Raw genomic sequence first — 25,475 nt, 5'->3', positions numbered from 1 at the left:
GCTTGAATAGCTCATCGATTGTTGTTACATTTTTAAAAGCGAATTGACTTCGCAAATATTGTTTGGGTTTGATACCAAGTATCAAACCGCCCTACACATATTTGGTTTGTCGAAACAATGTTCAGTTTTCAAAGGTCTACCATGTCATCTACTCTCGCAGACAACTTAATCATCATATCATTTAACTGATTTGATGTCAACAAGAAGTTTGATTTAACAACGTTTCTCGTTGATTCGTTATCAAGAAGCGACAACTTAATCAATATAACATTTTGTCATCACCTTTGTCAACAACTATTTTCAACTCATTGAATTGGTCTAGTTGGTGAATCGCCGTGACAACATATATAACTATACCAACCACAACCCCTACCGTCAACTAAAATCTGAAAATAATTGTAGCTTTTTTCAAAGGCATATCTTACTCGTGAAAGCACCAGAATAGTTATCCGACGGCCGTGTGTTTCCTGATTTTTCTCTAATAACCGTTCGTCTTTACTTTGGCACTAAAAAAGCACGAACGCACCCATCGTGCGCTCGTGCCGCAATATCAGCTTAATTAATCCGCAACTCGGACTAAGAAATAACGTTTCTTCCCGCGCCGGACGATTACAAACTTACCGTCAAAGGCACTGGTTGGATCGATTTCAATATCTGTTGCCGTCACCTTTTCGCCGTTGATGCGAATGGCCCCGTTGGTCAAATCTTCACGGGCTTGGCGCCGAGAGGATTCAATCTTCGTGTCATCAACCAGCCATTCAACGATGTTTTTCTTATCAGCGTTGACCGTGACCGATGGCATCTTCTTAAAGCCTTGTTCGATTTCACTAGCGGTTAAGTCAGCCACATCCCCGGAGAACAACGCCTTCGTAATGTGTTGGGCTTCAGCGACCGCTTCTTTACCGTGAACAAATTCCGTGACTTCTTCAGCCAGGCGAGTTTGGGCCAGGCGCTTTTCTGGATGGGTCGCCACAGCATCTGCCAGTTCTTGGATTTCGTCTTGGTCCAGGAAGGTGAAGTACTTCAAGAACTTGATAACGTCACGGTCATCCGTGTTGATCCAGAATTGGTAGAATTCGTATGGTGACGTCTTTTCTGGGTCTAACCAGATGTTGCCGCCTTCTGACTTCCCAAACTTCGTACCGTCTGCCTTCAACAATAATGGAATCGTCAGACCGTACGCCTTGGCATCCGCGCCCTCTTGTTTGTGGATCAGGTCGATACCGGCCGTGATGTTCCCCCATTGGTCCGCGCCACCAATTTGTAATTGGACATCTTCTGCTTGGTATAAATGAAGGAAATCGATTGATTGGAGGATTTGGTACGTGAATTCCGTGTAAGAAATCCCGACTTCTAGCCGTGAAGCCACGACTTCCTTGTTCAACATGTTGTTGACGTTAAATAACTTCCCATAGTCTCGCAAGAAGTCCAACAATGAAATCTTGGATAGCCATTGGTAGTTGTTCACAATCTTAAAGGAGCCGTCTTGACCGAAGAGGTGTTCCATCTGCTTGGTCAGGCAAACTTCGTTGTGGTGCACTTGGTCCATCGTTTGTAAGACCCGTTCTGCTTTCTTACCGGAAGGATCACCAATGGAACCCGTGGCCCCACCAATCACGATGTATGGGCGGTGACCCGCTAACTGGAATCGTTTCAAAATCATGAATGGAATCAAATGACCAATGTGCATGGAATCCCCAGTTGGGTCAATCCCGGCATACAAGCCGACTGCCTTTTCGTTGACCAAGTCGCCCAAGCCGGATTCGTCAGTCTGTTGGTTAATGGCGCCACGCCACTTCAGTTCATCAATAATCGACATATCTTTTCCTCCTAAAATTGCCCTCACTACAAAAAAGCCCCCAATGGCGTTATGCCATCAGGGACGAATTAAAATCCGCGTTACCACCCAAGTTGTTGTCGATCGACAACCGCTCGTCATCGTTAACGGAATGACCCGCCGAAATCTCGGCCGCTCCACAGCGTAATTCGTGACCACGGGCGTTTTGACTCCCAGCACCGTCAAATCTCTTAACCGGAGCCGCCATCACTACTGGACTGTTTCTTAGCTTATGTCCTTGATGATACCGACCCCGGCGATAAAAGTCAATAGACGCCGGCCAGGCTACGGATTATTTTTTGCTAAGACTAGTCCGTCAACAGCTAGGCTTAAAACAGGTCCGTTACCGTCGTCCAAACGATCTGAATGTTCAGCAGCGTCAGAACAATCGTGCAGACCCAAGCCGACACGGTGATCCACCGTTTATTGACCCACTGTTCCCCCATGATTTTCTTCGATGACGTAAAAATCGTCAGTGGAATCATGGAAAATGGCAAGGCAATCGACAAGAACACCTGTGAGTTGACCAACAGACTATCCAAAGCCCGTTCGCTCCCACCAAAGAAGATGGTCGCCGCAATCACGGGCAATACGGAAATCAACCGCGTGACTAACCGCCGCACCCACAACGGAATCTTCATATTAATGAAGCCTTCCATGATGACCTGTCCCGTCAGCGTCCCCGTAATCGTGGAGTTTTGTCCAGAAGCGAGCAGCGCCACCGCAAACAGCGTTGATAATAATGGTGAAGCCACCGCACCGGCTAAATGATTATCCTGTAGCGCTGCGTACAAATTACCAAAAGTCCCCAGTTGGTCCGTCCCTTTACCGAAGAACATCGCTGCCCCCAGCAACAGCAAGAGACAGTTGATGACAAACGCACCAAACAGCTGAATGTTGGAGTCCCAAGTCGTAAATTTCACGGCCCGCGCCATTTCAGCCGGGTCTTCGCGGTCAAATTTCCGCGTTTGCGAAATTGACGAGTGCAAATACAAGTTGTGTGGCATCACGGTCGCACCCACGATTCCCAACGCCATGGTCAGTTGTCCAGGATGCATAATTTCTGGTTTCGGAATGAAATTAGCTACGGCAGCGCCCATGTTCGGTTGCGCAATCACCACTTCGTAGGCAAAGACCACTAAGATGACCGCAATCAGGCAGACCACGATAGCTTCGATTTTCCGGAAGCCCAGCTTGGTTAATAACAATAGTAGTAAGACGTCAAATACGGTCAACGAGACCCCTAAAATCAACGGCACGCCGAACAACAGCTGCAGAGCAATCGCGCCCCCAATCACTTCGGCGATATCCGTAGCCATGATGGCCAGCTCCGTGACGACCCACAAAATGGCGCCAATGCGCTTGGTGGTATGGGCTCGCGTAGCTTGAGCCAAATCCATTTGCGTCACGATTCCCAGTTTAGCTGCCATGTACTGTAGCAACATCGCAATCAAACTCGAAATCAAGATCACAGACATCAACAGGTAGCCGTATTGGGCACCCCCACCGATCGACGTTACCCAGTTCCCCGGATCCATGTAACCCACGGCCACTAACGCTCCCGGCCCGGAAAAGGCCAACAGGTTCTTCAAGAAGCCCTTCTCCTTAGGAATCTTGACGGATCCATTAATTTCTTGCAATGACGGTCCGTTTGCGCTGCCGACCAAAGGCGACTTCGTTGAAACGTTGTCTGTCATATTTTCCCACTCCCCTATCTTGATGATATGCAATTATTATACTGACTCACCGGGGATTATCAAGCTTTTTTTAAACGTTCCTAACTTTTATTTTATATTACCCATTAAATAAATAACCCCAAAAATACCAAATTTTCTTGTGTTTTCACGGTTCTTGCTAGATAATGGTTGGACAATCTTTTTTCAGAAAGTGGTCCCGTAAATGTCAAATCTCAAAGTATTTTTGGAAATTTTAGCGCCGTTGTTCATCGCCATCTTGGTTTTGGCCGGACTCGCCGCCGTAATCACCCGCCAACTCACCCCGGCCGTCATTGGCTTGGGGGCGCTGGGCACCGGGGGCTTGTTGACCCTGGTGGTGGCCGGACTTATTGCCGATGGGTGGTCGCGTCACGCCGCCAGTCAGCAACTCCAAGCCTCACACAAACGTAGCCTATAGCCGGCTGGTCAGCTACCAGCCTTAACGCCAGACAAAATGAGCGAGTCTAGGAGAAGTTCTCCCGGACTCGCTTTTCTATTGACTGTAGTCTAAGGGGTGAAAATAGTATTAACCCGGTAGTTCCCGGAACAATAGTGTTCTGTCCACTAAAATTAGTGAGGCCAGATGCCTACGTCAGCCAGAGATTCCGCCTGCTCTGGGGAACACCTCCAGCCTGAGAAGCGGTCTTCCGGTTCGCTTGAAAGCCTGGCAAAACTCGCCAGTCTCTCAAGTCGTCCCACGCTGTAGGCTGAGAAAAAACCTCAGTCTACAGCGTCGACACAGCTGGCTCCACCTCTGGCTGCCTCCGGCGAGTTGACGATTATCAGTAACCTTGTGCTAGAGACCAGTTGCTAGATCAGCTGTTGCCTGGGGCTAAGTCGACTTTTACCGGCCAGTACAAACTACGAAGCTGTAAATATCTGACTTTAATGCATAGTGACAATAGTGCTAGCTGATTTTCATCTTTCAATCTTTAGTCTATTGACTATAACCGCCACTAAAACCCAAAGACCCGGGCACAGCACGCCCAGGTCTTCGGTCTATCTATGTAAATCAACGCTTATCCTGCAACGTCCGCAGCGTATTTTGTAAAATCGTCGGCAACTGCTGCCGAATCAGCGCCATCTTTTCCGTTCCCAACTGGGTCAACCCCAGATAGCGTCGACGCCGGTCGTGGTCCGCGACCTGTTGTTTCAGATACCCGCGCTTGCACAGATCGACGACGAGATTGGACGTACGCGTCGCGGAAAAATTCAGCTTGTGAGCCACCTGAGCAACCGTCATTTGTTCCGCCGCAACATAGCTCATCAGTTGGCACTGCGGTAAATTAATGGCCAACTCCGGCAACGGCTGATTGTAGCACTGCGTCACCAATGTATAAATTTGGGTCAACTTCTGTAACTGTTCCTGCTCTGGCATCCGAACCTCACTCCCATCAATAATGTATCCGCTTACATTGTACCACGAACCACATTCCTGTGGCACACCGCTAAGCTAGGCGGTAATCAACGAAGGCTTGGTAGTCATGTTGGACCTGGTCCGCGTACGCCCAGGCAAAATCAGCCATGGCGTCGTCGAACTGTTTTCCATTTCCCAAGTAGCCGCGAATCATGGCCGCGGTCGGGCTTTGGCAGTGGGCAATCGCCAGCGTCCAGGCGCAGGTGTTGGCGTACGTTTGAAATTGGTCCCAGTCCAGTTGGGTCAAGTCGATGGATTCCTTCATGTCGCGGAACTGGCGGACGTAAAAGCTCTGTTCGGCACCGGCGAAATAGCCCAGAAATGGGTCCGAGGCCGACTGCAGAATTTTCTGACAATCGACGATGCGTTGGCCTTCCGTCTTTTCCAGGGCAACCGTGATGTGGGTCGCTTGCTGGCTCCCTTGGCGCCGCGTTGGCAAGGCCTCTTTGACCTGCAAGACCAAATGCGAACCGTCGATGCTGGTCAACAGCACCAAATAGCACCGCGAGCCAAAGCTACCGACGCCGACGCTGTGCCGCACCACATCCGTGATGTGATACTGCGACAACAAGAGATTCACGTCGGGCCGCAACGTTTGGCGATAGGCCGCGAAATAGGCCGCAATGTGGCTAGTAAAGTCGTCATCCACGTGGGTCGTCCGCGGGGCATTTTCCCGAAAACACAGGTTGCCGCGCACATCGAGCGTGGTAAATTTACGCACGACTTGTTCGGAATCGCGCTTGCTAGCCCGCCCCATGATGGACGTCAACAGTTTGGAACTGTCCTCATCGAGCGCACTGGCTTTGACCAGCTTCTCCACCTCGTTCATCGGGTAGAAGCGGCTGAGCGTGGTCTGTTCAAACATGCGCTTGATGCTCTTACGATACGTCGCCGACACCAGCGGCAACAGTTGCTTGATTTTCTTTTCTTTGAAATCGTTGGCTTGGGCCGCGAGTAACACGCTGACCAGTAGGCGTTTCAAATCCCATTCCCAAGGATTGATCCCCGCTTCGTCAAAATCGTTGAGGTCAAACAACAGCCGCCGTTCTGGCGACGCGTAAAACCCAAAGTTCCCAATGTGCGCGTCCCCACAGATGAACGTGGCAATCGTCGAGTCCGGTTGCGCGCTCAGGTCCGCTTCCATCAGTTCAGCTGTCCCGCGGAAAAAAGCGAAGGCCGACGCCCCCATCCGCTGCGTCCGTTCGGGCAAAAGCTCCGGAATCAACAGTTGCCGAATCCGATCCATCATCTGATTACTGTCGCGGTTCGTTGGGGTGTAACTCCCCAGCGCCGCAAAGGGCACCTGCGTCCGGGCTGCCTTGCCCATGCTCCGCAGTTCTGCGATGGTTTTATTCACTTGTACCCGGCCGGTACTAAATGCTGCTGGCGTCATCACGCCACCTCCCATTGTTCATTCATTCCTATTCTACCGCACTTGCGAGTCATTTTGGCCATGCCACCAGAAAAACACTGGACAGTATGACCTGGCCGCCTACCGTTCGCCAACTATGGGTCGGAACGCGGTGGGCGGACGGGGCGAGCCAAAGAGCGGTCTCACCACCTCGCTTTGAGCCGAAGTTCACGTCTCAAAGACGCCAGTTTTCTAAGCGGCAAAGACCACCGCTAAGAAAACTCCCACGGCTGAACCCATATTTGACGAACTACCGGCTACAACAGATGACTACCCGACACCAAGCGTTTTACTGACAACCTGGACCAATGATTTTTCAAACTCTCCAATACCCTTCTGACCAGCATCCCCCCACACCACTATCAACACGAAAACGAGCCTAAGGGAACCCCCCAGACTCGCCAATTTGTCTTAATTTTATCAGCAATCACAGCTAATCGACTCGCTCGTCGTCGACACCCCAACACAATTACAGTCACTGGTACCACGGGCTTAGCCAACATCACTGACCACCACTATAGTAGCCGAGAGTTCGCTAGCTGTGAGTTCAGCCGTAGGAGTAGCCTGAGCAGCGCCTTTAGCTGGTTAGGCTACTGGCAGTTTGGAGACGCGATTTATCGGCTCCAAACTGAGGGGCGAGACCGCCTCTCAGGCTCGCCCCGTCCGCCTACAGCGTACCGACTCACAGCTAGCGAACGGTAAGGCGGCCAGACCCATCAACCTCGTCAGCCAGATTAACTTAATCCTCATCTTCCGGATGACTGTGGTTGTTGAAGTCTAGGGCGAACAGGGACAGCTCGTGGTGTCGCAATTTGCGAATCAGCCGGTCTAAGTTTTCCCCATATGGCAGCTCCTTGACCCAGTGAAAAATCTCCAGTTTTTCCCGCCGCGCATAGGCCTCGGCGCGCGGGTCGACGCCGTACACCACGATGTAGTTATCGCGATGTTGCGGGTCGATGGTCGTTTGGTCCGTCAGTAAGCTCAAATGCACGATGCCACTCAGCAGCCGGTTGAAGATATCCGTGGTCACCCCGATCATATCGTAGGTCACCAGGATTTCGACTTTGGCTGCGGTCAAGGTCAGACCGTTCGTGTACTTGCTCAAGTATTTCTGCACCATCCGCAGGTCCATTTTGCCGACCTGTTGTGGATACAGCAAGCCCATATTTTCCGCCATCACTAACGCGGCCGCGGACGAAGACGGCGTCGGCTGGTACAGCGCCGTGATTTCTGGTCGCAACAGTGGGTCCACTCTGAACAGTAACATGAACTGACACAGGGAAAACAACCAGTTGGCAAACCAGTCATCCCCCTGCGCAAAGTCGGCCAGTTCAGCCACGCCAGGTGCCAATTGGTAACGACCATTTCGATGACGCAAGCCGCGATACAGTCGGGCCATCGCCTTTGGTTGTAAGGCCCGCACGAAGTAAGGCGAACTCGTCAACAGGTAATCCAGCGTGGCCAATTCCGTCAAGGCCTGCTGCGGCGAGTCGCCCAGCCGCGTTTGAAATTGGCCCGCCAGTTCGCGCAGGTCCGTCAAATGGACTAACGGCAAGCGCAACGCGGGGTAGCGGTGACCCTGGGCCAACCGCAACAAAGCCAGCGTAATCATGAGGTCGCGCCGCTGCTGGAGACTGACCGCATCTTGATATAAGCCAGACTGCGTGTAGGTCTTGACCAACTGCTGGTGCAAGACCTGCAGTTGCGTGGGTACTACCGGTAATTCCGTGACCGGTGTCAGCGTCGTGGTAAATAACATAAAATAAAGTAGCTGAATCAGCGTTTCGTTGCCCACCAGACGCAAGGGACTGGCTGACAGCTGAAGATTATATTGAGCCAGTTCGTGTTTCATTGGTCGCATCCGGCGGTTAAAGGTTGACAAACTAATCTCGTGGGCCGCACAAAAGTCGCTGGTTTGCTGATATTCCCCGGTCAGCGTCGCCCGCATGGCTAAGTACGGCACGCTTTGCCGGTACAGCCAGTGCCGGTAATCGTCCATTGTCACCCGTGTGGTTAGTAAGTCTTTCGTCAAAACTGTCTGCTGGTCGAGCACCAACAGATCACTCCGTAAATTCAATAACACGTGATAGGCCCGCGAATAGCTCACGTCCGCCATCGTCGCGAAATCCGTGAGGCTAAACTCCCCGGCCTGGTCACGAATATACGTTAACAGCTGGATCTTCAAGAGGTCCTTGGCCGTTAACATCGCAAAATCAATTTTCACTGCTCTCTCCCCCTGTAATTCCCCCTGAGTATGCCGAAAGCCCCCGAGCCGCGACGGTTGTCGCCGGTTCAGGGGCAATCAGGGGTTCAGCTAATCAATGCTGTCAATGGTCACACCCTGCTCATCAAACTTGGCTAATGTTTCCTTCAAAATAATCCGGGGATCGTCGTAGCGAACGCCCGGTAGATTGGTGCTGACAAAATTGCCCGTCAGTTGGCCGTCAACGACCTCTGGCGATACCCGAACGTCTTCACCCTTATCCGTCGACAACGTCACACTTTCGCCTTCCGTCAGCCGTTGGACCAAGGGTAGGATTGGCATCTGTTGCATCATTTCGATCACCCTTTCAGTTTTTCTTTTCTTCTATATTTTACCACGGCCGCTGTTCACCGGCGCTATGGGCCGCTCAAGTAAATGACGTTTTCATTAAGAATATTATGAAAGGTTACGATTTCGTCATTTTTCATTTTAGGCTTTCCATTCTTCACCCGGCTGTGGTATGCTGATAGCCGCTAATTAATAATGTGAAGTGAAATTCTGGGGGAGAATACAAAGTTATGTGGTTTAACAATCTCAATACCGCCTTTGTGGTCGGGTATCCAATTTTCGTGTCCATCATTTGGATCACGGGCTGTCTGTTTTCGAGTCTTTATCGACGCCGACAACCGCGGACCCTCCTTGATGCGCAGACACAACCGTTTGTGTCGATCTTGGTTCCTGCCCACAATGAAGCGGACACACTAGACGCTGCCGTCCGGTCTTTAGCCAGTTTAAACTATGCACGATACGAACTGGTACTGATTGACGACTGTAGCACCGATGACACGTTGGCTATCATGAACCGGCTTAAAGCCACGTGGACCAACGTGCCGATGACCATCGTGGCTTTGCCAACGAACCAGGGGAAGGCCAACGCCTTGAACCAGGGACTCAAGGCTGCTAAAGGGGACTACCTCGTCGGCATCGACGCCGATAGTTTACTGGCACCCGACGCGGTCACGCAACTGGTCACCACCTTGACGTCACAACCCGACTTTGGTGCCGTCACCGGCAAGCCCGTCGTACGGAACCGTTCCAATCTGTTGGGCCGGCTACAATTACTGGAGTATATCGGGGTAATTGATTTAATCAAGAAGGCCCAGGCCTATTTGACCGGGTCCATCACCACCGTTTCTGGCGTCATCGTGGCCTTTCGTCGCGAAGCCTTAGAACAGGTCGGCGGCTGGAATCCGGCTGTCATGACCGAGGATATCGACATTACCTGGCGGATGTACCGCCACCATTGGCGCGTGGCTTATGAACCGCGGGCCATTTGCTGGATTTTGGTTCCCGAACGCCTACGGGGACTAATCAAGCAACGACAACGCTGGTCACGTGGTGGACTAGAAGTCCTGGTCACCAACTGGCGCGGCTTTTATCGCAATCCCTGGGGGCAACGGTTCTTACTGTTAGAAACCGTCGTCAGCAATCTCTGGGCCATTTCCACGGCGCTCAGCATCCTGGCCTACACCATCAAGCTGTGGTACCTCCACGGGCTGTCGCTAGACGGCAACTTGCTGGTCATCCTGTTGTGCCTCAGTGGCATTCAATTTACCGTGGGCTTCGTGTCCTCACAAATGACGGCCAAATTAGCTGGACCGGAACTGCTCTTAGTGCCCATCTACGTGCTGTACTACTGGATGGTCAACTTAGTCAGTTGCCTATCTGCTATCGCTTCTTACTTCGTCAGTCCCCAACGTAAAGGGACTTGGCGGAGTCCAGATCGGGGGTTATAACCGTGAAGAATCCAAATTTTGATCCAATCGTGCGTCACCAAACTAGCCGAGGTAGCCGCGTCTTACGGGCCGTGATTTTAATCGCCCTGTGGCTGTTCATCGCGCTAGTCGTCTTTGCCAATATCAGCTTCAGTCTGGGTTGGTACAGCGACGGCTTAGTCAGTTTGTACCTGCTACTCAACCTACAACCCCACGCCAATAACGCTATTTTGATTCTGATTGGCGTGTTACTGCTCATCGTCCCGGCCTATGGCTGTTTCCGATGGGTCCACCTGACAAAGGAGGACCGGGCATGAAACGTCATACGCGCCAAGGACTGTTGATTGCGTTGGTCTTGACACTGGTCTTCAGCCTCGGCTGGACTTACCAACATCAAGCCACCAAGCAACATCAAACTGAAGAAAGCTACGCGCTCCCTGCCCGTTTTCGAAAAATGAAGAACGGTATCATGGTCTTCTGTTACCATCGGGTGCTCAAACACTCTGTGTCGACGCAAATTGCGGAGACGCTTTCCAACAACTCACAGCTTCACGAATTCAATGTGCCGGCTGATGAGTTCGCTGAACAAATGGCCTTTCTCAAGAAGAATCACGTCAACGTCATCTCGGCCACGACCATGGCCCGCATGGTTCAGTCGCACCGGCCCATCAAGGGCAAGTACGTCGTCTTAACCTTTGACGACATCGACCGTAGTGTCATTGACAACGCCATCCCCGTGATGCGTCACTACAACTTCCCGTTCACGACCTTCATCATTACCGGGAACACCGGCATGTACCGGGAAGGTAGTCAAATGGCCACGTGGCGGCAGATCAAGGCTGCCCAAGACGAAGCCGGCCAACTGATGACCCTGGGGTTACACACCCACAACCTGCACCATTTAACCCCAAAAATGCAACCGGTTTTCCTGCAACCCCACTACTATGGCAAATTCCAACGTGACTTTGCCAAATCTGTTCAGGAGTTGAAGGACCACACCGGCGTCAATGCCACGTCGTTCGCCTACCCTTATGGTGGCGGAACCGCTCAAATCAACAACTTCCTGGCCCAACAAGACTTGGACTGGGTCGCGACGTTAGATTCGGGTATCGTGACGTCTGACACGAACCTCAACGAGACGCCCCGGCTCATCGTCAATCACGAAAGCTGGCCGTCCCTGCGTAACTGGCTCAAGTAACACCAAAGGCTTCCCGCCATCTCTTCGTGAGACGGTGGGAAGCCTTTTTTAGACTGCGTATCTGAAGAAAGACAAAAATCAGCTAGAACTATTGTCACCACGCGACTGATGGCGTAAGAATTAGTCGTTCACAGCTTCGTAGTTTGAGCTAGCCGCCTGCCGTCCGCCAACTATGGGTTGGAACGCAGTGGGCGGACCGGACCGATCCTGAGAAGCGGTCTCGGCCTCGCTTTGAGCCGGAAACCCGCGTCTCTGGCCTCATAGCCGAAACGTGCGCCAACAGGCAACTGGTTCCGCTTAACACCGCTAGTTAATCGCCTGTTGTCCCACTCTTTTTCAGCGGCTGAACCCATAGTTGGTGGACTCTCGGCTACAGGAGTGCTTGCCAGTAAGGGTCGACTTAGCCCCAGGTAACAACTGTTTTGGCAACTAGTCTTTGACTAACACAGTCTTGCTGGTAATCGCCAATCCCGCCGGAGGCAGCCAGGGTGGAGCCAGCTGTGACAACGGTGTTGGCTGAGGTTTTGTCTCAGCCTACAGCGTGGGACGACTTTGAAGCCTGGCCGGTTTTGCCAGGCTTCAAAGCGAACCGGAAGACCGCTCCTCAGGCTGGAGGTGTTCCCCAGAGCAGGCGGAACCCTGGCTGACGCAGGCCTTGCTTTCACCAGTTTTAGTGGACAAAACGCCATCGCTCCAAGAGTCAAGGTATTAACTCAGCCTTCAACTAACATAGGGTTGCTGATTGTCACCAATCATAGAAATGGCTTCCAGCTTTGGCAACACCAACCATCGTCCGCCAAAAACTCCCTCGCCAGCAAAGGACTGACGGGGGAGTTTTTAATTTTGGCTTCATTTGACAATTGGCCTTTCACCATCACCGACCAACTGTGAAGTTAAGCTACTTCGTAAGGGCCGCGGTGGCGTGACTGCGCGTAACGTGCATGCCCACCCAGTAAATGCCGGCGGTCACCGCCATGGCAATGAAGGTGGCGCCAACCGTGGTGGCAATCACCGTGACCTGTTTCAGGCCCCAATAAGCCACGACGCCCAGAACCCAGCTGGCCACGGCGACCCAATTGATGCCGTGACTGTACCAGTAAGCACCGCGCACCTTGGTCAATTCTGGCAGCCGGTATTGCTGGCCTTTTAAGCAGAAGTAATCGACTAAGAAAATCGCAATTTCTGGTCCCAGGAACATGCCGATACCGTCCAGGAACGTTTCAAACACGTCCAAGAAGCTGGCCAGATAGACCGGAATGAACGTCACCAATGTGGCCGCAATCGTGACGATCCACAGGCTGACGTTTAATGACAACCGGTGCGTCATATTCGTCAGCGCCGACCCAGCCGACATCAAGTTGACCGCGTTGGCCGTGGTGCTGGTCAAAACGATGACCAGTAAGGCAATCACACCTAGCCCTAATTTTGCGGCGACCGTGCTTGGGTCCGAGTTGTTGGGGTCAAAATGGTTCAGTGAGACCGCCGTACCAATCGTGGCGAACAGGCCAATGAAGGCAAACCAGAATAGCCCGAAATTGGCACCGAGAAATGATGCCATGGTCGCAGCCGATTTTTTCGCCGTGAAGCGACTGAAATCAGAAGCCGCGGTGACCCAGGCCAAATTGAAGGCCGCTAGCGTGTCGGCCGCCACGCCTGAAGACATCCGCAAGTTAGCGGGGGCGTGCCACGTGACAATTTCGTGAAATGAGACCGTTTGGAAGACCACGACGGATTCCCAAAGTACGAAGACGACCACCAAAATGATGCCGACCCGTTCAATCATGCGGACAGATTTCTCGCCCAATGAGATGCTTAACAAATGCAAGACACTCATAATCAAAATCCCGACAATCAGGCCAAACGTCCCGCCTGGCTTGCCGTACAGCGGCCAACCAAAGAGTTCACCGAAAATATAACTGATCGATGTGGCGGCGATAAACGTGTTGACGGCCGCCCAACCGATAAATTGAATCACGTTGATTGCCGAGGGAATGAAGCTCCCCCGTAAGCCAAATGAAGCGCGAGTGAGCGCCATGGCTGGTACGCCGGTGCAATACCCCATGTAACTGGCCACCGCCAGCAATGCATAGGAAATCAGGCCGACAATCACCAAGGTCGTCGACGCTGTGACAAAGCCACAGGCCGCAATGACCCCACCGATGTACCACGTTCCGTTATTGGCGTTAGCGCCAATCCAAGTCGCAAATAAATCCCAGTTGGACATCCGCCGATGTGCCATGGGGATTGATTCAACGCGTCCAAATGTTTTGGCCGTCTGCGTCGTTGCGGCTGTTTTAACCTCTTGTGCCACGGTTCCTCACCTTTCTTTTATTCACTTTTTTGAAATTATAGAGTGTTACTACCAGTTGCCTGCGGTTGGACTGAATGTCCGCCCACCGCGTTCCAGCCCATATTTGCCGGACGGTAAGGCGACCAATCTAGTCGCCGGGGGCATACTGGGTAGTCAACTTTACAAGATTTCGCCGACGAATTCGCCCTTAGCCAGGGTGTTGAAGTCGTACGTCTTGAAATCATCGACCTGCTTGGTGTACCAGTGCATGCTTTCGGTGATCATCAAGTTGACCGCCTCGTCCTTTTCTTGTAGCGCCAAGATTGGCTTGTTGCTCATCGTGGCGACCCCTAATTCATAGGCTGTTCCTGAATCCAGATTCTTCGCCTCAAAGTCAATGACCGTGACGATGACGTCCGCGGCCGCGATTTGGTCCATGTCGCGATGGAAGATTTCCGTGGCCCAAGGCTTGGTGAACTGTTCGTTAGCGGCGTCTTGATGCAGCCGGGGTGAATAGAAGTCCTTGACCGTGGGGTTCGCTGCCAACGCGGCTTCCAGGCGTTTGACCCGGTCGACCTGTTCGGGACTGAAAAAGGGACTTGCGACGTAAATTTGTGCCATGAAAAAACTCCTCCAATACTTTCTTTGCAACCGCCGGCCATGAAAAAAGCGGCCGGATCCCGCAAGGAGTCAGGCCGCTAGCTCACATTAAACTTAAGTGACTACCGGACCTTTGTTAGCCTCACGGGACTAAATTAAAAGGACAATTTGGTTGTTTCTAGCTATTATACGGGGTCCATTAGTGCTCGTCAATCCTCATTTTCACCGCAGCCGACCACGTTAAACGTTTGACGCCCACGGCTCTCGGGTGAAGGCCATTTTCAGTTTTTTGCATTAATGCCTTAACCGTCTATGCCAGCTTTAATTACATGATTGATTATTTATCACCCCCCATTGTCAAGCTGACTGGGACTTGCTACACTTAGACCTACAAGGGAGGAGTTCACTTTTTATGCCATCAACTAATCATCAACTACCACCACGCATCAAGCGTATCTGGGGGCTGAGCGCCCTAGGCAGCCTGGTCGCCCTGCTGGTCATCAGCGGGTTGCTCTGGCTGGCCCACCGCTACTGGGACTGGTCCATCTGGGTTCCCATATTTGCCCTGATTTTGACCGTTATCGAGCCGCTCATCGAAGCCGGCCTGATTCCATATCGCTACCGCTTCACCCGCTACCACATCACTGATTTGGCAGTGGAAATGCAAGCCGGCTTCATTTTCCAAAAACGGGTGGCCATCCCGATTGCCCGGGTACAAAACGTCACCCTAAACGCTGGCCCCCTGTTGCAGTGGCAGAAATTGACTAAGGTCTCGATTGCGACGGCCTCCACCAGCCACGACATCGAGGGTCTAGAGTTAGCCGAAGCTGAGCGCCTCCGTGAACAAATCATGCGGTTGGCGCAGGAGGCGCGCCATGACCAAGCCTAAACGCACGCACCCATTGGGTCTGCTCCAGCACATCGCTAAATCCATCAAGGACTACTGGTTTTTACTGATTCTGGTGCTCACCAGCCACGACTACACCTCGATTTGGTTCTGGGGCATCATGACGATTCTACTCGTCGCCTTCTTCATCTGGCCGCTTGCCAAATGGTTGACGCTGACCTACGTCATCGCGCCCGACGCGATAGTCGTCCACTCCGGCGTCTTCGTGCGACACCACGAGCACATCCCCTACGCTCGGATTCAAACGGTCCAAAACAAGCAGTGGTTTTACCTGCGTCCGTTCAAACTTGAAGAGGTCCTGATCGAAACGGCGAGCCACAGCGACAGTGCGCCGGAAGCCCGGTTGACCGCGGTGCCCATCACCGTCGCCCAGCTGATCAATCATTACCGGCAAGTCGCGACGACCGCCCCAACGGCAACGGATCCGCAGACAGACGATTCGCCGGCTACCGCAACTGAACCGGCCCCCGTCACCGCTACCCCCCAGCCAGCTGCCTATTATCAAATCAATTATCGTGACCTGGTCAAATTTGGCCTGACGTCCCTGATTTTCATTCCGTTTCTATTAGTCCTGCTGGGACTGTACAATAAGATTCCGCACAAGGTGGCCGATGCTTTAATCGACGACGCCAGTCATTTAGGGCTGACCCTGCTAATTGGCGGGGCTATCGTCATCGTCCTGATTGCCTGGCTGGGCGCCTTTTTGTGGACCCTGACGCGCTATTATCATTTCGAACTGTCCCGGTCCAACCACCAATTAGTCGCAGCCAAGGGTCTATTTCAACGTAACACCGTCACGGCTCCGCTCGACCGCTTGCAGGGGGTCCGCATCAAGCAAAATATCTTGCGGCAGTGGCTGCACCTCCAGACGATTCAGGTCCTGGTTGCTTCGAAGGCTGCCAGCGACGATGACGACAATGACCTGGTCGTGATGCCGGTGATTGACAATGCCATCGTCTACCGCACCATGCAGCCGTTCATTCAGTGGCTCCCCAGCCAGCAGCCGGACTTGTCCGCCCTACGTGTCGCCCGCAGCTGGTATCAAATCCGCAATACCATGCTGGTCGTCGCGGTGCCCATCGCCTTGCTGTGGTGGCTGTGGCCCAGTTGGGGCTGGCTCAGTCTGATTCTCTTGCCAATTGCCGCACTGCAAGGTCGCTTCGCCGCCAAGAATACAGCTGGCGCCCTGTTGTCCCCCAAGTTATTGGCGCTGCAAACCGGCCATTTCTGGGAACGGGAGCTGTACTACATCCCAACTGAAAAAATTCAGTCGATGAAGGTGACCCGGTCCATCTGGATGAAACGCACCCACTTGGCCCATCTGGTCGTCAACATCCGCCACGGCAACCACAACCAGGCCATCGAGCTGCGCTACCTCCACGCCGACGCGGCGCACGCTATCTATGATTGGTACTTGCACCGGACTTAGTATTTTATATGGCTGACGGGATTGTGGATACTGACCGCCTACCGTCCGCCAACTATGGGTTGGAACGCGGTGGGCGGACCGGACCGAGCCTGAGAAGCGGTCTCGGCCTCGCTTTGAGCCGAAGTTCACGTCTCAAAGACGCCAGTTGTCTAAGCGGCATGAACCGCGCCGCTAAGACAACTCCCACGGCTGAACCCATATTTGGCGAACTCTCGGCTACAGAAGTGCTTGCCACTAGCAATTGTCTTAGCCCCTGGTGACAACTAACTTGTCAGCAAGGTTCCTGCCTACACGTTGTTACTGATAGACGTCAACTTGCCGGAGGCGTTCCCCAGAGCAGGCGGAACCCTGGCTGACGCAGGCTCCTGGTTTCAGTAATTTTAACGGACAGAATACCCGTCCCAGCAACATTGCTAAAATCTATTTCAAACCAAAAATGGTGTTCCCACTGCGTAAACAGTCAGGAACACCATTTTTCATTTACCAGCGACTATCGCCGGCTTGTCGATCAGCAGCGTTCCCCAACGCCGCTGGTCACTCCCCTTGGTAATCCGTGGACTACCAGTTGTTTCGTTTAAATCCTACGCCGACTTACTCTCTAGCCTTCACGTTGCGAGCGCCACCGATGCCATTTGGCCATGATGCTGGGCCGCCAGAGCCAGAAATAGCCGAAGGCGGCGGCGACCAAAAAGCTGATGACGGTGCTGTATCCGTCCGTCCCGTTGAACCCATTGACGCCGGTCACGTAGACGACGAACACGATGTAAACCGGTACGCGCAATTCTGGGAAGAGCAGATATTCGCCATTGTGTTCCAGCGATAGGTGCTGATACAGGTACGCGCCCCAGATGAATAGGATCAGGGCCGCCACGACCCACGACCCGGCAGATAGCCAGGCCAATTGGGCGCCGTTTAAGTCCCATCCCAAGCCACCTTTGCTATTCAGTCGTTCAAAAATAGCGGCCACGCCGGACAGTGACAGAGTGAACCCAATGAGGGTCACGACTAACGCGCCGGTCTGCCCCACGATCAGGGCCGCAAACCAGCACATCGCAAACATCCCCAGTGAGCCGGCCAAGCCATAGCCCCACGAGGTAATCAGTCCCGGCCAGGCAAGATGGAACCCCACCCGTGCCGGAAGACTGACCCAAAAAATACCATACTGCACGGCTAGCGTCAAGACGACGATTACGAACGTTGCGGCCAGGCCCTGCCACAACTTGGTCCAATAGACCCGCTGACGGGAAAAGCCGCTACTGAATAAGAATTGATTAAAGTTATCCTTCAGGTCCTGATTCATTAACACCAGACCGAGCGCCCAGGCCACGATGAACAGCCAAAACGAATACGCCGGAAAGCTACCGCCCTCATACACTTGCCAGTGATTGATGCTGGCCTTCACTAATTCAGTGTGCCCCGGCATTTGATTCAACGTGTGCAAGGTGATCAAGTCATTGGCCACCCCTACCAGCAAGGAGAGCAGCCCCGCCAACACAAATGTCCGCCGATGCCGGCGCCAGATTAATTTTGTCACTTGATTTTGCAAAGTCTCTGCCCCCTACTTGAGTAATTGATAGCCTGTGTCGTGGGCCAAGTTCGCCCGGAACAGGTCTTCGAGTGTCAACGGTAATTCTTCCAACAAGACGGGATGTAAGGCCCGTAACTGCTGGTCGATGTCGGCGGTGTAATTCGTGATGACGACCACCAACACCCGGCCGGACACGCGAATCAGATGACTGTGTTCCTTGAGCACGGCCGGAATCGTCTTGTCTGGCAAGACCAACTGAATCTTCTTGGCCGTCGCCCGGATGTCTTCCAGATTGTAATCGTGGGCCAACTGGCTGTCCTTGAGCAAGAGTACCCGGTCACTCAAGCCGTCCAGCTCATTCAAGTCATGCGAGGAAATCAAGAAGCCCTTGCGCTGGTCGGCCACCTCATCGATCACCATGGTCGCGATATTTTCGCGCACGATCACATCCAGCCCATCAAAGGGTTCGTCTAAAATTAAATACGTTGCGTTAGACGTCAGCGCCAAAATGATGTTGACCATCGCCCGCATCCCTTTGGATAGCCGCCGATATTGGTCGCCGGCGTTCAATTCAAAATGCCGTAGCAACTCGTTGTAGCGTTGCCGATCGAAGTTGGGATACACCACGCTGTAGAAATCTGGTAGTTCCTTCAAACTATAATTGCTTAAAAAATTGTATTGCGTATCTAAAAAGAAAATATCCCGTTGTCGCGTGGGCGTCCGCTGAATCGGCTGATCATCCACCAGCACTTGACCGGCGTCGGCCACGTAATGATTGACCATGGTCCGAAACAGCGTGGTCTTACCGACACCGTTCCGACCGACCAAGCCGATAATTTCGCCCGGCGCCCAGTTAAAGGTAATGTCGGAAATAATTTGGCGTTTATCGATTTGCTTACTTAAGTTGTTTACCTGTAAGGTCACTGTTCTACCCCCTCATATGCCTGTTTGATCCAACTCACGACCTCATCTAACGGCACGCCCAGATAGCGAATCTCGGTGAGTAACGTGAGAAGTTGCTTCTTGCTGGCGACCACCTGAGCTGAATCGCCCGGCGCCGTTGCGGTTTCGCGGACGTACGTGCCCTTGCCGTGAACGGTGGTGATGACCTGTTGCGTTTCCAATTGTTTATATGCCTTACTGACCGTATTGGGGTTCAGCTGTTCTTGTCGCGCCATATCGCGGACCGACGGCAACCGGTCGCCCGGCTTTAAAATGCCCTGGACAATCTGTTGCTTGACCCGCCAAACCAGCTGCTCGTAGTATGGCAGACTGGAGTCATTCATTTGCATGTTTGGTTCACCCCTTGGTGGTTGGCTACGTGTCCTGTGTGTACTATTATACCTAGTACACTCGATTTGGCAAGCTTTTTTTAGTCTACCTCCTAGTTAGCAGACGGGATGTCCCAGCCACGAAGCGACCACCCGTCAAACTTAGCGCTCAGCAAAAAAAGACCTGCCCCGCGGCAAGTCTTTTAGTGATGACGATTAATTTTCAGAATCATGGTCGGTCGCCGTAAACTGCGAGCCACCCGGAACGTCTTGTTGCCGCACGACCAATTGGTTGTAGAACTTGGCCCGGGTGAGGTCGTAGTACGGATCCACGAACAGCCCGGCAATGTTGAACGTCATGGCCACCAGCATGAACCAGAGGATGAAGCTCAGGTCCATGATGAACAAAAACGATTTGTTGCCGTCCATTAATTTTCGCGACGCCGTGATGGCTTGGAGCGCCGTCATTTTTTCGCCACGGTCGTACGCATCGCGGTAGATGAAGAAGGCTTGCGAATAAGCGTAGGCCTTGATGATGCCAGGGAAAACGAACAGCAATGACCACAGTGCCACGAAGATTCCCGTGAGAATACTGATGAAGATCCAGCCTAAGAAATATTGGCCCTTGTCGAACAGCGCAAATGACCGTTGAATCGGGTTGTTGGCCTCAATCTTACCCCGGTCCAGGTCGATCATGGTCAAGCGAACCCCCATCCGCAGCATGCTGGCCACTAAGAAGAACAGTCCCGCAAATGAGAAAAACCCGTTCCAGCCAATCGTGGCACTGCCGTCGCTCAGGACCCGTTCGGCCCAATTCATGTCACGGGCGTACATGCTACCGCCGATCCACTGCATGGCCATCCATAGAATTGATAAGAGTAAATAGAATTTAAAATTGCCAGAGACTTGTTGTTTTGCCCCTAATTTAAAATTTAGTCGATCTTGTTTGTCCAATGAGATTCTCCTCCCGACAGGCCGCAGTGCCCATCTCATCTTGATAATAATAGTATACAAGATTTCAGACCATGACGATAGGGACGTGCACAACTTACTTCATGTAAACGATTGCCTCCCCTAAAGTACAGCGCTTCACCCAGTTGACTGTACCAGAAGCCTGCACCGTGGGACGACTTGAGAGTCTGGCGAACTTTGTCAGGCTCTCAAGCGAACCGGAAGCCCGCTCCTCAGGCTGGAGGTGTTCCCCATAGTAGGTGGAACCCTGGCTGACGCAGACTCCTGGTTTCACCAATTTTAGTGGATAGCAGACTGTCGTTGCGAGAAGTAACGCGTTGATTTTACTTTCAATCTTCAGTAACTAATTTCAACTGCGAACGGGAAGCGGCCAACCAAAAATGCCGCCACATCGGGGGTCCGGTTGAATTTTTATAAAATAATTGCTAAAATGGCAAGAGCATTCATTCGTGATTAACACGGAAAATATTTGAGGAGTTATTACATATCATGAAAAAATTTTGGAAGATTACGCTGGGCGCGCTCGTGGTGCTGGTGATTGGTGGCGGCGCAACTGCCTACCATGAACGGCACAACGTCCGGCGGCTTTTGTTGGTCCATCAACATTATTCAAAGAAAAATATTTTGTCGACCAACCAAATCAAGCTCAATTTGCGGCCGGCCGTGTCAACCAAGAACACGACGGCCACCAATAAGCTTAACGCGACTTACCGCGAGGACTTGCGCCACGTCAAGCCTGGTATCACCCACGCCAAGGTCATCGTCAATCCCTACAAGACCTCCCCGCTGTCCGGGTTGATTCTGGTCAAGACGTCCGCGGCCACCAAGGTCAAGCTGACCGTTCACGGCGATACGCCCAAGACTACGTTGACCAAACACGTTGCCGGCTACCGCACGGCCCATTCCGTCGGTGTCCTGGGCCTGTACGCCAACCGGACCAATCGGGTGACGCTGACGTTTACCCAGAAAAATGGTCACCAGAGCTACGCTACCTACACCTTGAAGACGGGCAAGGCGCCCCACGGCATCGGTAAGAACACGCTCAAGACTAGCCATCCAAAGAAAATGGCTCTGGGTAAGGGCAATAACTGGCTGACGTTTGCCGTCTCCAGTCAAGGGACCACGTACGGTCTGGACGCCCGCGGCAAGGTTCGTTGGTACAGCACCAACCCGATTTCTCACGTATTCAAACGCCTGGCGAACAACCACCTGTTGATTTTGACCAAGATTTCGGCCAGCGAGCATAAATACAACGCGCTGCGGGAGACCGACTTTTACGGCCGCGTTTACCGCCAGTACAATTTCGAAGGCCAATTTCCCACCCGCCAAGACCACAGCAAGTTAGAAACCAATACGGTCATTCACCACGATGCCATCCAACTACCTAACCGCAATCTGCTGTTGACGGTCGATGACGGCAGTAGCAAGTACGTCGAAGACACCATGATTGAGATTGACTACAAGACAGCCAAAATCGTCAAGGTCATTGACCTCAAGCGGATTTTGCCGAAATCGGCTTATACCAAGTACGATGGCACCCACCGCGCGGACGGCAAGATCGATTGGTTCCATCAAAACTCGATGGTCTACGACCCGCAACGCGACGAACTGATTGTGTCGGGCCGAAACCAAGATATGATTTTTGCCATCAACTATAAGACGACCAAGTTGCAGTGGATCTTAGCCGCGCCCGAGAAATTGCCGCAACGCTATCAAGCTTACCTGTTACAACCCACGACCAAGCATTACCGCTACAATGGCGGCCAGCACGCCGTCAACATCATTCACAAGCGCAAGAACAAGGGCGAGTCGATTGCCCTGGAATTCTACGACAACAACGTTCCCGTGACGCGGGGGAAGACCAAGCAATCCAAGAAGTGGTCGGCCGGAGAAATCGTCTCCATCGACCAGCTGAAGTACACGGTCACCAAGACGTGGAGCTTCGGGAAATCCTTAGGTCAACGCAACTTCACCAATATCGTCGGTAGCAGTTATGCCGTCGGTCGCCACAATACGTTGATTGGCTTCGGTTACGCCAGCAACGGGAAACGAAGTGAGTTCGTCGAGGTCAACCGCAAGACCAATCAAATCGTCTTTGACGTCGACCGCACCCACTTCAAGCACGGCGATTGGAGCTACCGTGCCCAACGCATGGCGCTGTATCCCGGGAGTGGCACGGTTAAGCTAAACGAAATCAAGCCCGCTATGAAATAATCGCCGGCTTTAAAAAATGGACAACCTCAATTAACGGGGTCGTCCATTTTTATTTACATTTTAATGGGTGGGCTTCAAGGAGAAGTTCATATCATATTTCCCACCAAAAAACGAATGCATATCATATCCAGGTATAACTAATTCCGCCTCACTTCCGTATGGAACTGTAAATTTAACAGTTAACTTATCATTCTCTTTAGTCCAACTAACTTTCGCAGTACCAAAGGGAGTCTCGTGTACTGCACTAGCAGAGCTTATACCACCACCAGGTTGTGGTTCGATTCTAAACTTTCTCCATCCCGCATCAATTTGTCTTAGGCCACCAATAATCTCATGCATCCAGTTTGCTACTGCCCCCAGCGAATAATGATTAAAAGAAGTCATATCACCAGGATTAACACTTCCATCAGGTAACATGGAATCCCAGCGTTCCCATGTTGTAGTTCCTCCCATTTTTACTTGATAAAGCCAACTTGGACATTTATCTGACATGAACAAATCGTAAGCAACCTGCAAATGATTTGTCTCCGTTAAAGCCGAAAGAATATACGGTGTTCCTGCAAAACCTGTACTGATTTTTCCATTCGACTCTTTAACTAAATTTGCCAATCGAATTCCAGCCTCTTCTTTCATCGCTGGCTCTTTATCTAACAATCCTAAGGAAATGGCTAATGTATATGCACATTGCGTATCTGAAGTCATCTCACCGGTTTTCTTAAGAAATCGGTTAATGAATCCGCGAACAACATGTTTGTACAATTTCCGATACCTATCAGTATCATTATCTCTCTCCAAAATAACTGCTGATCTCATTGCAATTTGACAACTTCTTGCATAGAACGCTGTCGCTACGAGTTCTTTCTCTGTCATAGCCTGAACTGGATTGTTAGCTGGTGCTGAGGGGTCTAACCAATCACCTAATTGTCCTAACGAGTACCGAGGACGTCTGTCCCACACTCCATCCGGGGATAAGTATCCCCTAACTTCTTCAATCCACCTCTTAATCATTTCATAATTCTTACACAACACTTGCTTATCCCCACTAGCCATGTACAAAGTCCATGGTACCCGCACAACTGCATCTCCCCAAATTGCTATTGCTTGTGGTGTTGACCATTCTGCCAGTGGAACATAAGGTGTATAAAATGGTACAGTTCCTAATTCACTCTGTTCATACGAAACATCCTTTAGCCAATTCATTAAAAAATTAGTAGTATCATACAGATACGAAGCAGTTTTACTAAATAGGGAAATATCCCCCGTCCAGCCCAAACGTTCGTCCCTTTGTGGACAATCAGTAGGAATCGAAACGAAATTTGATCTCATCGACCAAAGTATATTATCGTGCAATTTATTAACTGTACTATCTGAACTACCAAAATAGCCAGTCCGTTTCATCGCAGAATAATAAACTGTCGTATCCAAATCTTGACTCGTTAGATCCCCTCGCCATCCTCGTAATTCCACGTAGCGAAATCCATGGATAGAAAACTTTGCTTCAAATAGTTCATCATTTCCGTTTGAAATAAATTTATCTAATTGATATCCTCTTCGTAATGGACGTGTACTAATGCTTCCATCTTTTTCTAAAACTTCCGCATGTTGTAATGAAATGACATCATTTTTCTCCGCATGTTTAACATGTAATTTCACACGTTGTGTACAGTTCTGACCAAAATCAATCAACCAATTACTTTTTCCATGCTTCTCACCTAGTTTCGTTATTGAAATTGGATGATGAACTTCTCTTGCTTTAATTGGTTCTAAGCTTGCTATTTCCATCTTCTTCTTATTATATGGAATTTCGGCTACCGGTTGCCAATTAGAATCATCTAAATCAGCACTAGACCAACCAAATATTTCTTCTCGAGAATCGTACGTTTCACCCTCATATAAGTTAGATTCCAGAATAGGTCCATCGATAACTTTCCATTGGCCATCATAAGAATTTGAGTAAAAAGCCTTTCTTTCCCCAGATGCAAAACCCAATTCAAGTTGGGCAAATACACCAATCTTATTGCCATAAAAGTTGGACTTTCCTCCTTTAAACCCTAAACGGCCACGATACCAGCCATCTCCAATCCAAAATCCCAAAACATTTTTTCCAGCTCTCAATTCACTTTGAACATCAAAGCTCCAGTATGTAACTCGATGATTATAATCAGTCCATCCGGGAGTTAAGATATTATCCGTAAACTTTTTACCATTGATTTCTCCTTCAACTAGCCCTAAAGCAGACAAATATAACCGCGCATAGACCGGTTGTTGCTCTATTTCAAACTTGGACCTAACCAAAGGCAGACGTCTATGGTCAGTTTCCCCAGTTAATTTACTTGATCCAATAAATTGTGCTTGCAACTCAAAATAGTCTAAAATTCCAACCTCGAATTCTAAGTTAGATGCCCATTTCCCCTTCTCTTCATCATCAATTACTCTCACTGAGCAAATTACGTGCTCTCTTGAAGCCAAAGGCGTATCTGGCCAAGCAAGTAAAAGATGGTTCTTGGGATTAACAATAAACGTCTTCTCTTCAGTTACTTTACCAAACATGCTCCGGATAACTTTTATTTCTACTTTGTTTGTTGACTTTAACGCATCAGTGTATTTCCAAGACAACCTTGGGGTACTTGTTGCAATACCAATAACATCACCAGAATAATGTTCCACATGTAAGTCATAAATCTCTGCTGTAATTCTATTTTTCAATT

Annotated in this window: 20 protein-coding genes and 1 other annotated feature; of the genes, 7 read left to right on the top strand and 13 right to left on the bottom strand. The window is 51.1% G+C overall.

All coding sequences use genetic code 11. The annotated features are described in order from the left end of the window. Positions 1 to 559 precede the first annotated feature (559 nt). Entirely contained in the window at positions 560 to 1,819 is a 1,260-nt protein-coding gene (gene tyrS, locus EKM83_RS08715; RefSeq protein WP_125576513.1) for a tyrosine--tRNA ligase, read from the bottom strand. Positions 1,820 to 1,875: 56 nt separating this feature from the next. Further along, positions 1,876 to 2,073: a binding site (T-box leader), on the bottom strand. Positions 2,074 to 2,166: 93 nt separating this feature from the next. After that, on the bottom strand, positions 2,167 to 3,534 hold the full coding sequence (locus tag EKM83_RS08710; RefSeq protein WP_125576512.1) for an Nramp family divalent metal transporter: 1,368 nt from the start codon (positions 3,532 to 3,534) through the stop codon (positions 2,167 to 2,169). A 202-nt stretch (positions 3,535 to 3,736) separates the two neighbouring features. Here EKM83_RS08710 and EKM83_RS08705 point away from each other — a divergent pair, with 202 nt between their 5' ends. Beyond that, positions 3,737 to 3,970: a hypothetical protein gene (locus tag EKM83_RS08705; protein ID WP_125576510.1), complete on the top strand. Its 234-nt coding sequence runs from the start codon at positions 3,737 to 3,739 to the stop codon at positions 3,968 to 3,970. A gap of 594 nt (positions 3,971 to 4,564) precedes the next feature. On the opposite strand, the gene EKM83_RS08700 is transcribed toward EKM83_RS08705, so the two are convergent. The 4 genes from EKM83_RS08700 to EKM83_RS08685 form a co-directional block, all read right to left on the bottom strand. Then, positions 4,565 to 4,930 carry a MarR family winged helix-turn-helix transcriptional regulator gene (locus tag EKM83_RS08700; protein WP_125576508.1) on the bottom strand — a complete coding sequence of 122 codons (366 nt, stop codon included), beginning with the start codon at positions 4,928 to 4,930 and terminating at the stop codon, positions 4,565 to 4,567. A 70-nt stretch (positions 4,931 to 5,000) separates the two neighbouring features. Beyond that, positions 5,001 to 6,362, bottom strand: coding sequence for a DUF2252 domain-containing protein (locus tag EKM83_RS08695; RefSeq protein WP_125576506.1), 1,362 nt, complete (start codon positions 6,360 to 6,362; stop codon positions 5,001 to 5,003). Positions 6,363 to 7,119: 757 nt separating this feature from the next. Further along, entirely contained in the window at positions 7,120 to 8,604 is a 1,485-nt protein-coding gene (locus EKM83_RS08690) for a helix-turn-helix domain-containing protein (RefSeq protein ID WP_125576504.1), read from the bottom strand. A 90-nt stretch (positions 8,605 to 8,694) separates the two neighbouring features. Beyond that, positions 8,695 to 8,937, bottom strand: a complete 243-nt coding sequence (locus EKM83_RS08685; RefSeq protein WP_125576502.1) for a hypothetical protein — start codon at positions 8,935 to 8,937, stop codon at positions 8,695 to 8,697. Between the two features lie 224 nt (positions 8,938 to 9,161). On the opposite strand from EKM83_RS08685, the gene EKM83_RS08680 reads away from it, so the two are divergent. The 3 genes from EKM83_RS08680 to EKM83_RS08670 are packed head-to-tail and all read left to right on the top strand — an operon-like array spanning position 9,162 to position 11,556. Next, on the top strand, positions 9,162 to 10,379 hold the full coding sequence (locus tag EKM83_RS08680) for a glycosyltransferase (protein ID WP_125576500.1): 1,218 nt from the start codon (positions 9,162 to 9,164) through the stop codon (positions 10,377 to 10,379). A gap of 2 nt (positions 10,380 to 10,381) precedes the next feature. Then, entirely contained in the window at positions 10,382 to 10,675 is a 294-nt protein-coding gene (locus tag EKM83_RS08675; RefSeq protein ID WP_125576498.1) for a hypothetical protein, read from the top strand. Continuing rightward, on the top strand, positions 10,672 to 11,556 hold the full coding sequence (locus EKM83_RS08670) for a polysaccharide deacetylase family protein (protein WP_164505633.1): 885 nt from the start codon (positions 10,672 to 10,674) through the stop codon (positions 11,554 to 11,556). The genes EKM83_RS08675 and EKM83_RS08670 overlap by 4 nt, the downstream gene beginning before the upstream one ends. An 898-nt stretch (positions 11,557 to 12,454) precedes the next feature. Here the strand turns inward: EKM83_RS08670 and EKM83_RS08665 are convergent. Together EKM83_RS08665 and EKM83_RS08660 are read right to left on the bottom strand one after the other, a co-directional pair. Beyond that, on the bottom strand, positions 12,455 to 13,867 hold the full coding sequence (locus tag EKM83_RS08665) for a cytosine permease (RefSeq protein WP_125576494.1): 1,413 nt from the start codon (positions 13,865 to 13,867) through the stop codon (positions 12,455 to 12,457). Positions 13,868 to 14,026: 159 nt separating this feature from the next. Then, positions 14,027 to 14,467, bottom strand: coding sequence for a nucleoside 2-deoxyribosyltransferase (locus EKM83_RS08660; protein ID WP_125576492.1), 441 nt, complete (start codon positions 14,465 to 14,467; stop codon positions 14,027 to 14,029). 391 nt (positions 14,468 to 14,858) lie between these two features. On the opposite strand from EKM83_RS08660, the gene EKM83_RS08655 reads away from it, so the two are divergent. Both EKM83_RS08655 and EKM83_RS08650 read left to right on the top strand, forming a co-directional pair. After that, positions 14,859 to 15,335 (top strand): PH domain-containing protein, encoded by a 477-nt coding sequence (locus tag EKM83_RS08655; protein ID WP_125576490.1) that lies wholly within the window; start codon positions 14,859 to 14,861, stop codon positions 15,333 to 15,335. Next, positions 15,322 to 16,782 carry a PH domain-containing protein gene (locus tag EKM83_RS08650; RefSeq protein WP_125576488.1) on the top strand — a complete coding sequence of 487 codons (1,461 nt, stop codon included), beginning with the start codon at positions 15,322 to 15,324 and terminating at the stop codon, positions 16,780 to 16,782. Before EKM83_RS08655 ends, EKM83_RS08650 begins: the two co-directional genes overlap by 14 nt. A gap of 598 nt (positions 16,783 to 17,380) precedes the next feature. Here EKM83_RS08650 and EKM83_RS08645 read toward each other — a convergent pair. The 4 genes from EKM83_RS08645 to EKM83_RS08630 all read right to left on the bottom strand — a co-directional run bounded on the left by EKM83_RS08645 (position 17,381) and on the right by EKM83_RS08630 (position 20,535). Then, positions 17,381 to 18,328: an ABC transporter permease gene (locus EKM83_RS08645; RefSeq protein ID WP_125576486.1), complete on the bottom strand. Its 948-nt coding sequence runs from the start codon at positions 18,326 to 18,328 to the stop codon at positions 17,381 to 17,383. Positions 18,329 to 18,340: 12 nt separating this feature from the next. Beyond that, positions 18,341 to 19,234, bottom strand: a complete 894-nt coding sequence (locus EKM83_RS08640) for an ATP-binding cassette domain-containing protein (RefSeq protein WP_125576484.1) — start codon at positions 19,232 to 19,234, stop codon at positions 18,341 to 18,343. Further along, positions 19,231 to 19,602, bottom strand: coding sequence for a GntR family transcriptional regulator (locus EKM83_RS08635; protein ID WP_125576482.1), 372 nt, complete (start codon positions 19,600 to 19,602; stop codon positions 19,231 to 19,233). Before EKM83_RS08635 ends, EKM83_RS08640 begins: the two co-directional genes overlap by 4 nt. Positions 19,603 to 19,797: 195 nt before the next feature. Next, positions 19,798 to 20,535 (bottom strand): DUF975 family protein, encoded by a 738-nt coding sequence (locus EKM83_RS08630; RefSeq protein WP_125576480.1) that lies wholly within the window; start codon positions 20,533 to 20,535, stop codon positions 19,798 to 19,800. 507 nt (positions 20,536 to 21,042) lie between these two features. Between EKM83_RS08630 and EKM83_RS08625 the strand changes: the two genes are divergently transcribed. Beyond that, positions 21,043 to 22,767 carry an aryl-sulfate sulfotransferase gene (locus EKM83_RS08625; protein WP_125576478.1) on the top strand — a complete coding sequence of 575 codons (1,725 nt, stop codon included), beginning with the start codon at positions 21,043 to 21,045 and terminating at the stop codon, positions 22,765 to 22,767. Positions 22,768 to 22,827: 60 nt separating this feature from the next. Here the strand turns inward: EKM83_RS08625 and EKM83_RS08620 are convergent, their stop codons facing one another. Next, positions 22,828 to 25,473 carry a glycoside hydrolase family 78 protein gene (locus tag EKM83_RS08620; protein ID WP_125576476.1) on the bottom strand — a complete coding sequence of 882 codons (2,646 nt, stop codon included), beginning with the start codon at positions 25,471 to 25,473 and terminating at the stop codon, positions 22,828 to 22,830. Positions 25,474 to 25,475: the final 2 nt, after the last annotated feature.

The sequence above is a fragment of the Levilactobacillus angrenensis genome (assembly GCF_003946085.1).
In the GTDB taxonomy this organism is placed as follows: domain Bacteria; phylum Bacillota; class Bacilli; order Lactobacillales; family Lactobacillaceae; genus Levilactobacillus; species Levilactobacillus angrenensis.
This window is presented reverse-complemented; position numbering and strand designations above follow the sequence as displayed.

Bases quoted from the DNA above. Each gene is read 5' to 3' on its own strand.
- tyrS (WP_125576513.1), bottom strand. From the start codon at position 1,819: ATGTCGATTATTGATGAACTGAAGTGGCGTGGCGCCATTAACCAACAG.
- EKM83_RS08710 (WP_125576512.1), bottom strand. From the start codon at position 3,534: ATGACAGACAACGTTTCAACGAAGTCGCCTTTGGTCGGCAGCGCAAAC.
- EKM83_RS08705 (WP_125576510.1), top strand. From the start codon at position 3,737: ATGTCAAATCTCAAAGTATTTTTGGAAATTTTAGCGCCGTTGTTCATC.
- EKM83_RS08700 (WP_125576508.1), bottom strand. From the start codon at position 4,930: ATGCCAGAGCAGGAACAGTTACAGAAGTTGACCCAAATTTATACATTG.
- EKM83_RS08695 (WP_125576506.1), bottom strand. From the start codon at position 6,362: ATGACGCCAGCAGCATTTAGTACCGGCCGGGTACAAGTGAATAAAACC.
- EKM83_RS08685 (WP_125576502.1), bottom strand. From the start codon at position 8,937: ATGATGCAACAGATGCCAATCCTACCCTTGGTCCAACGGCTGACGGAA.
- EKM83_RS08680 (WP_125576500.1), top strand. From the start codon at position 9,162: ATGTGGTTTAACAATCTCAATACCGCCTTTGTGGTCGGGTATCCAATT.
- EKM83_RS08670 (WP_164505633.1), top strand. From the start codon at position 10,672: ATGAAACGTCATACGCGCCAAGGACTGTTGATTGCGTTGGTCTTGACA.
- EKM83_RS08660 (WP_125576492.1), bottom strand. From the start codon at position 14,467: ATGGCACAAATTTACGTCGCAAGTCCCTTTTTCAGTCCCGAACAGGTC.
- EKM83_RS08655 (WP_125576490.1), top strand. From the start codon at position 14,859: ATGCCATCAACTAATCATCAACTACCACCACGCATCAAGCGTATCTGG.
- EKM83_RS08650 (WP_125576488.1), top strand. From the start codon at position 15,322: ATGACCAAGCCTAAACGCACGCACCCATTGGGTCTGCTCCAGCACATC.
- EKM83_RS08635 (WP_125576482.1), bottom strand. From the start codon at position 19,602: ATGCAAATGAATGACTCCAGTCTGCCATACTACGAGCAGCTGGTTTGG.
- EKM83_RS08625 (WP_125576478.1), top strand. From the start codon at position 21,043: ATGAAAAAATTTTGGAAGATTACGCTGGGCGCGCTCGTGGTGCTGGTG.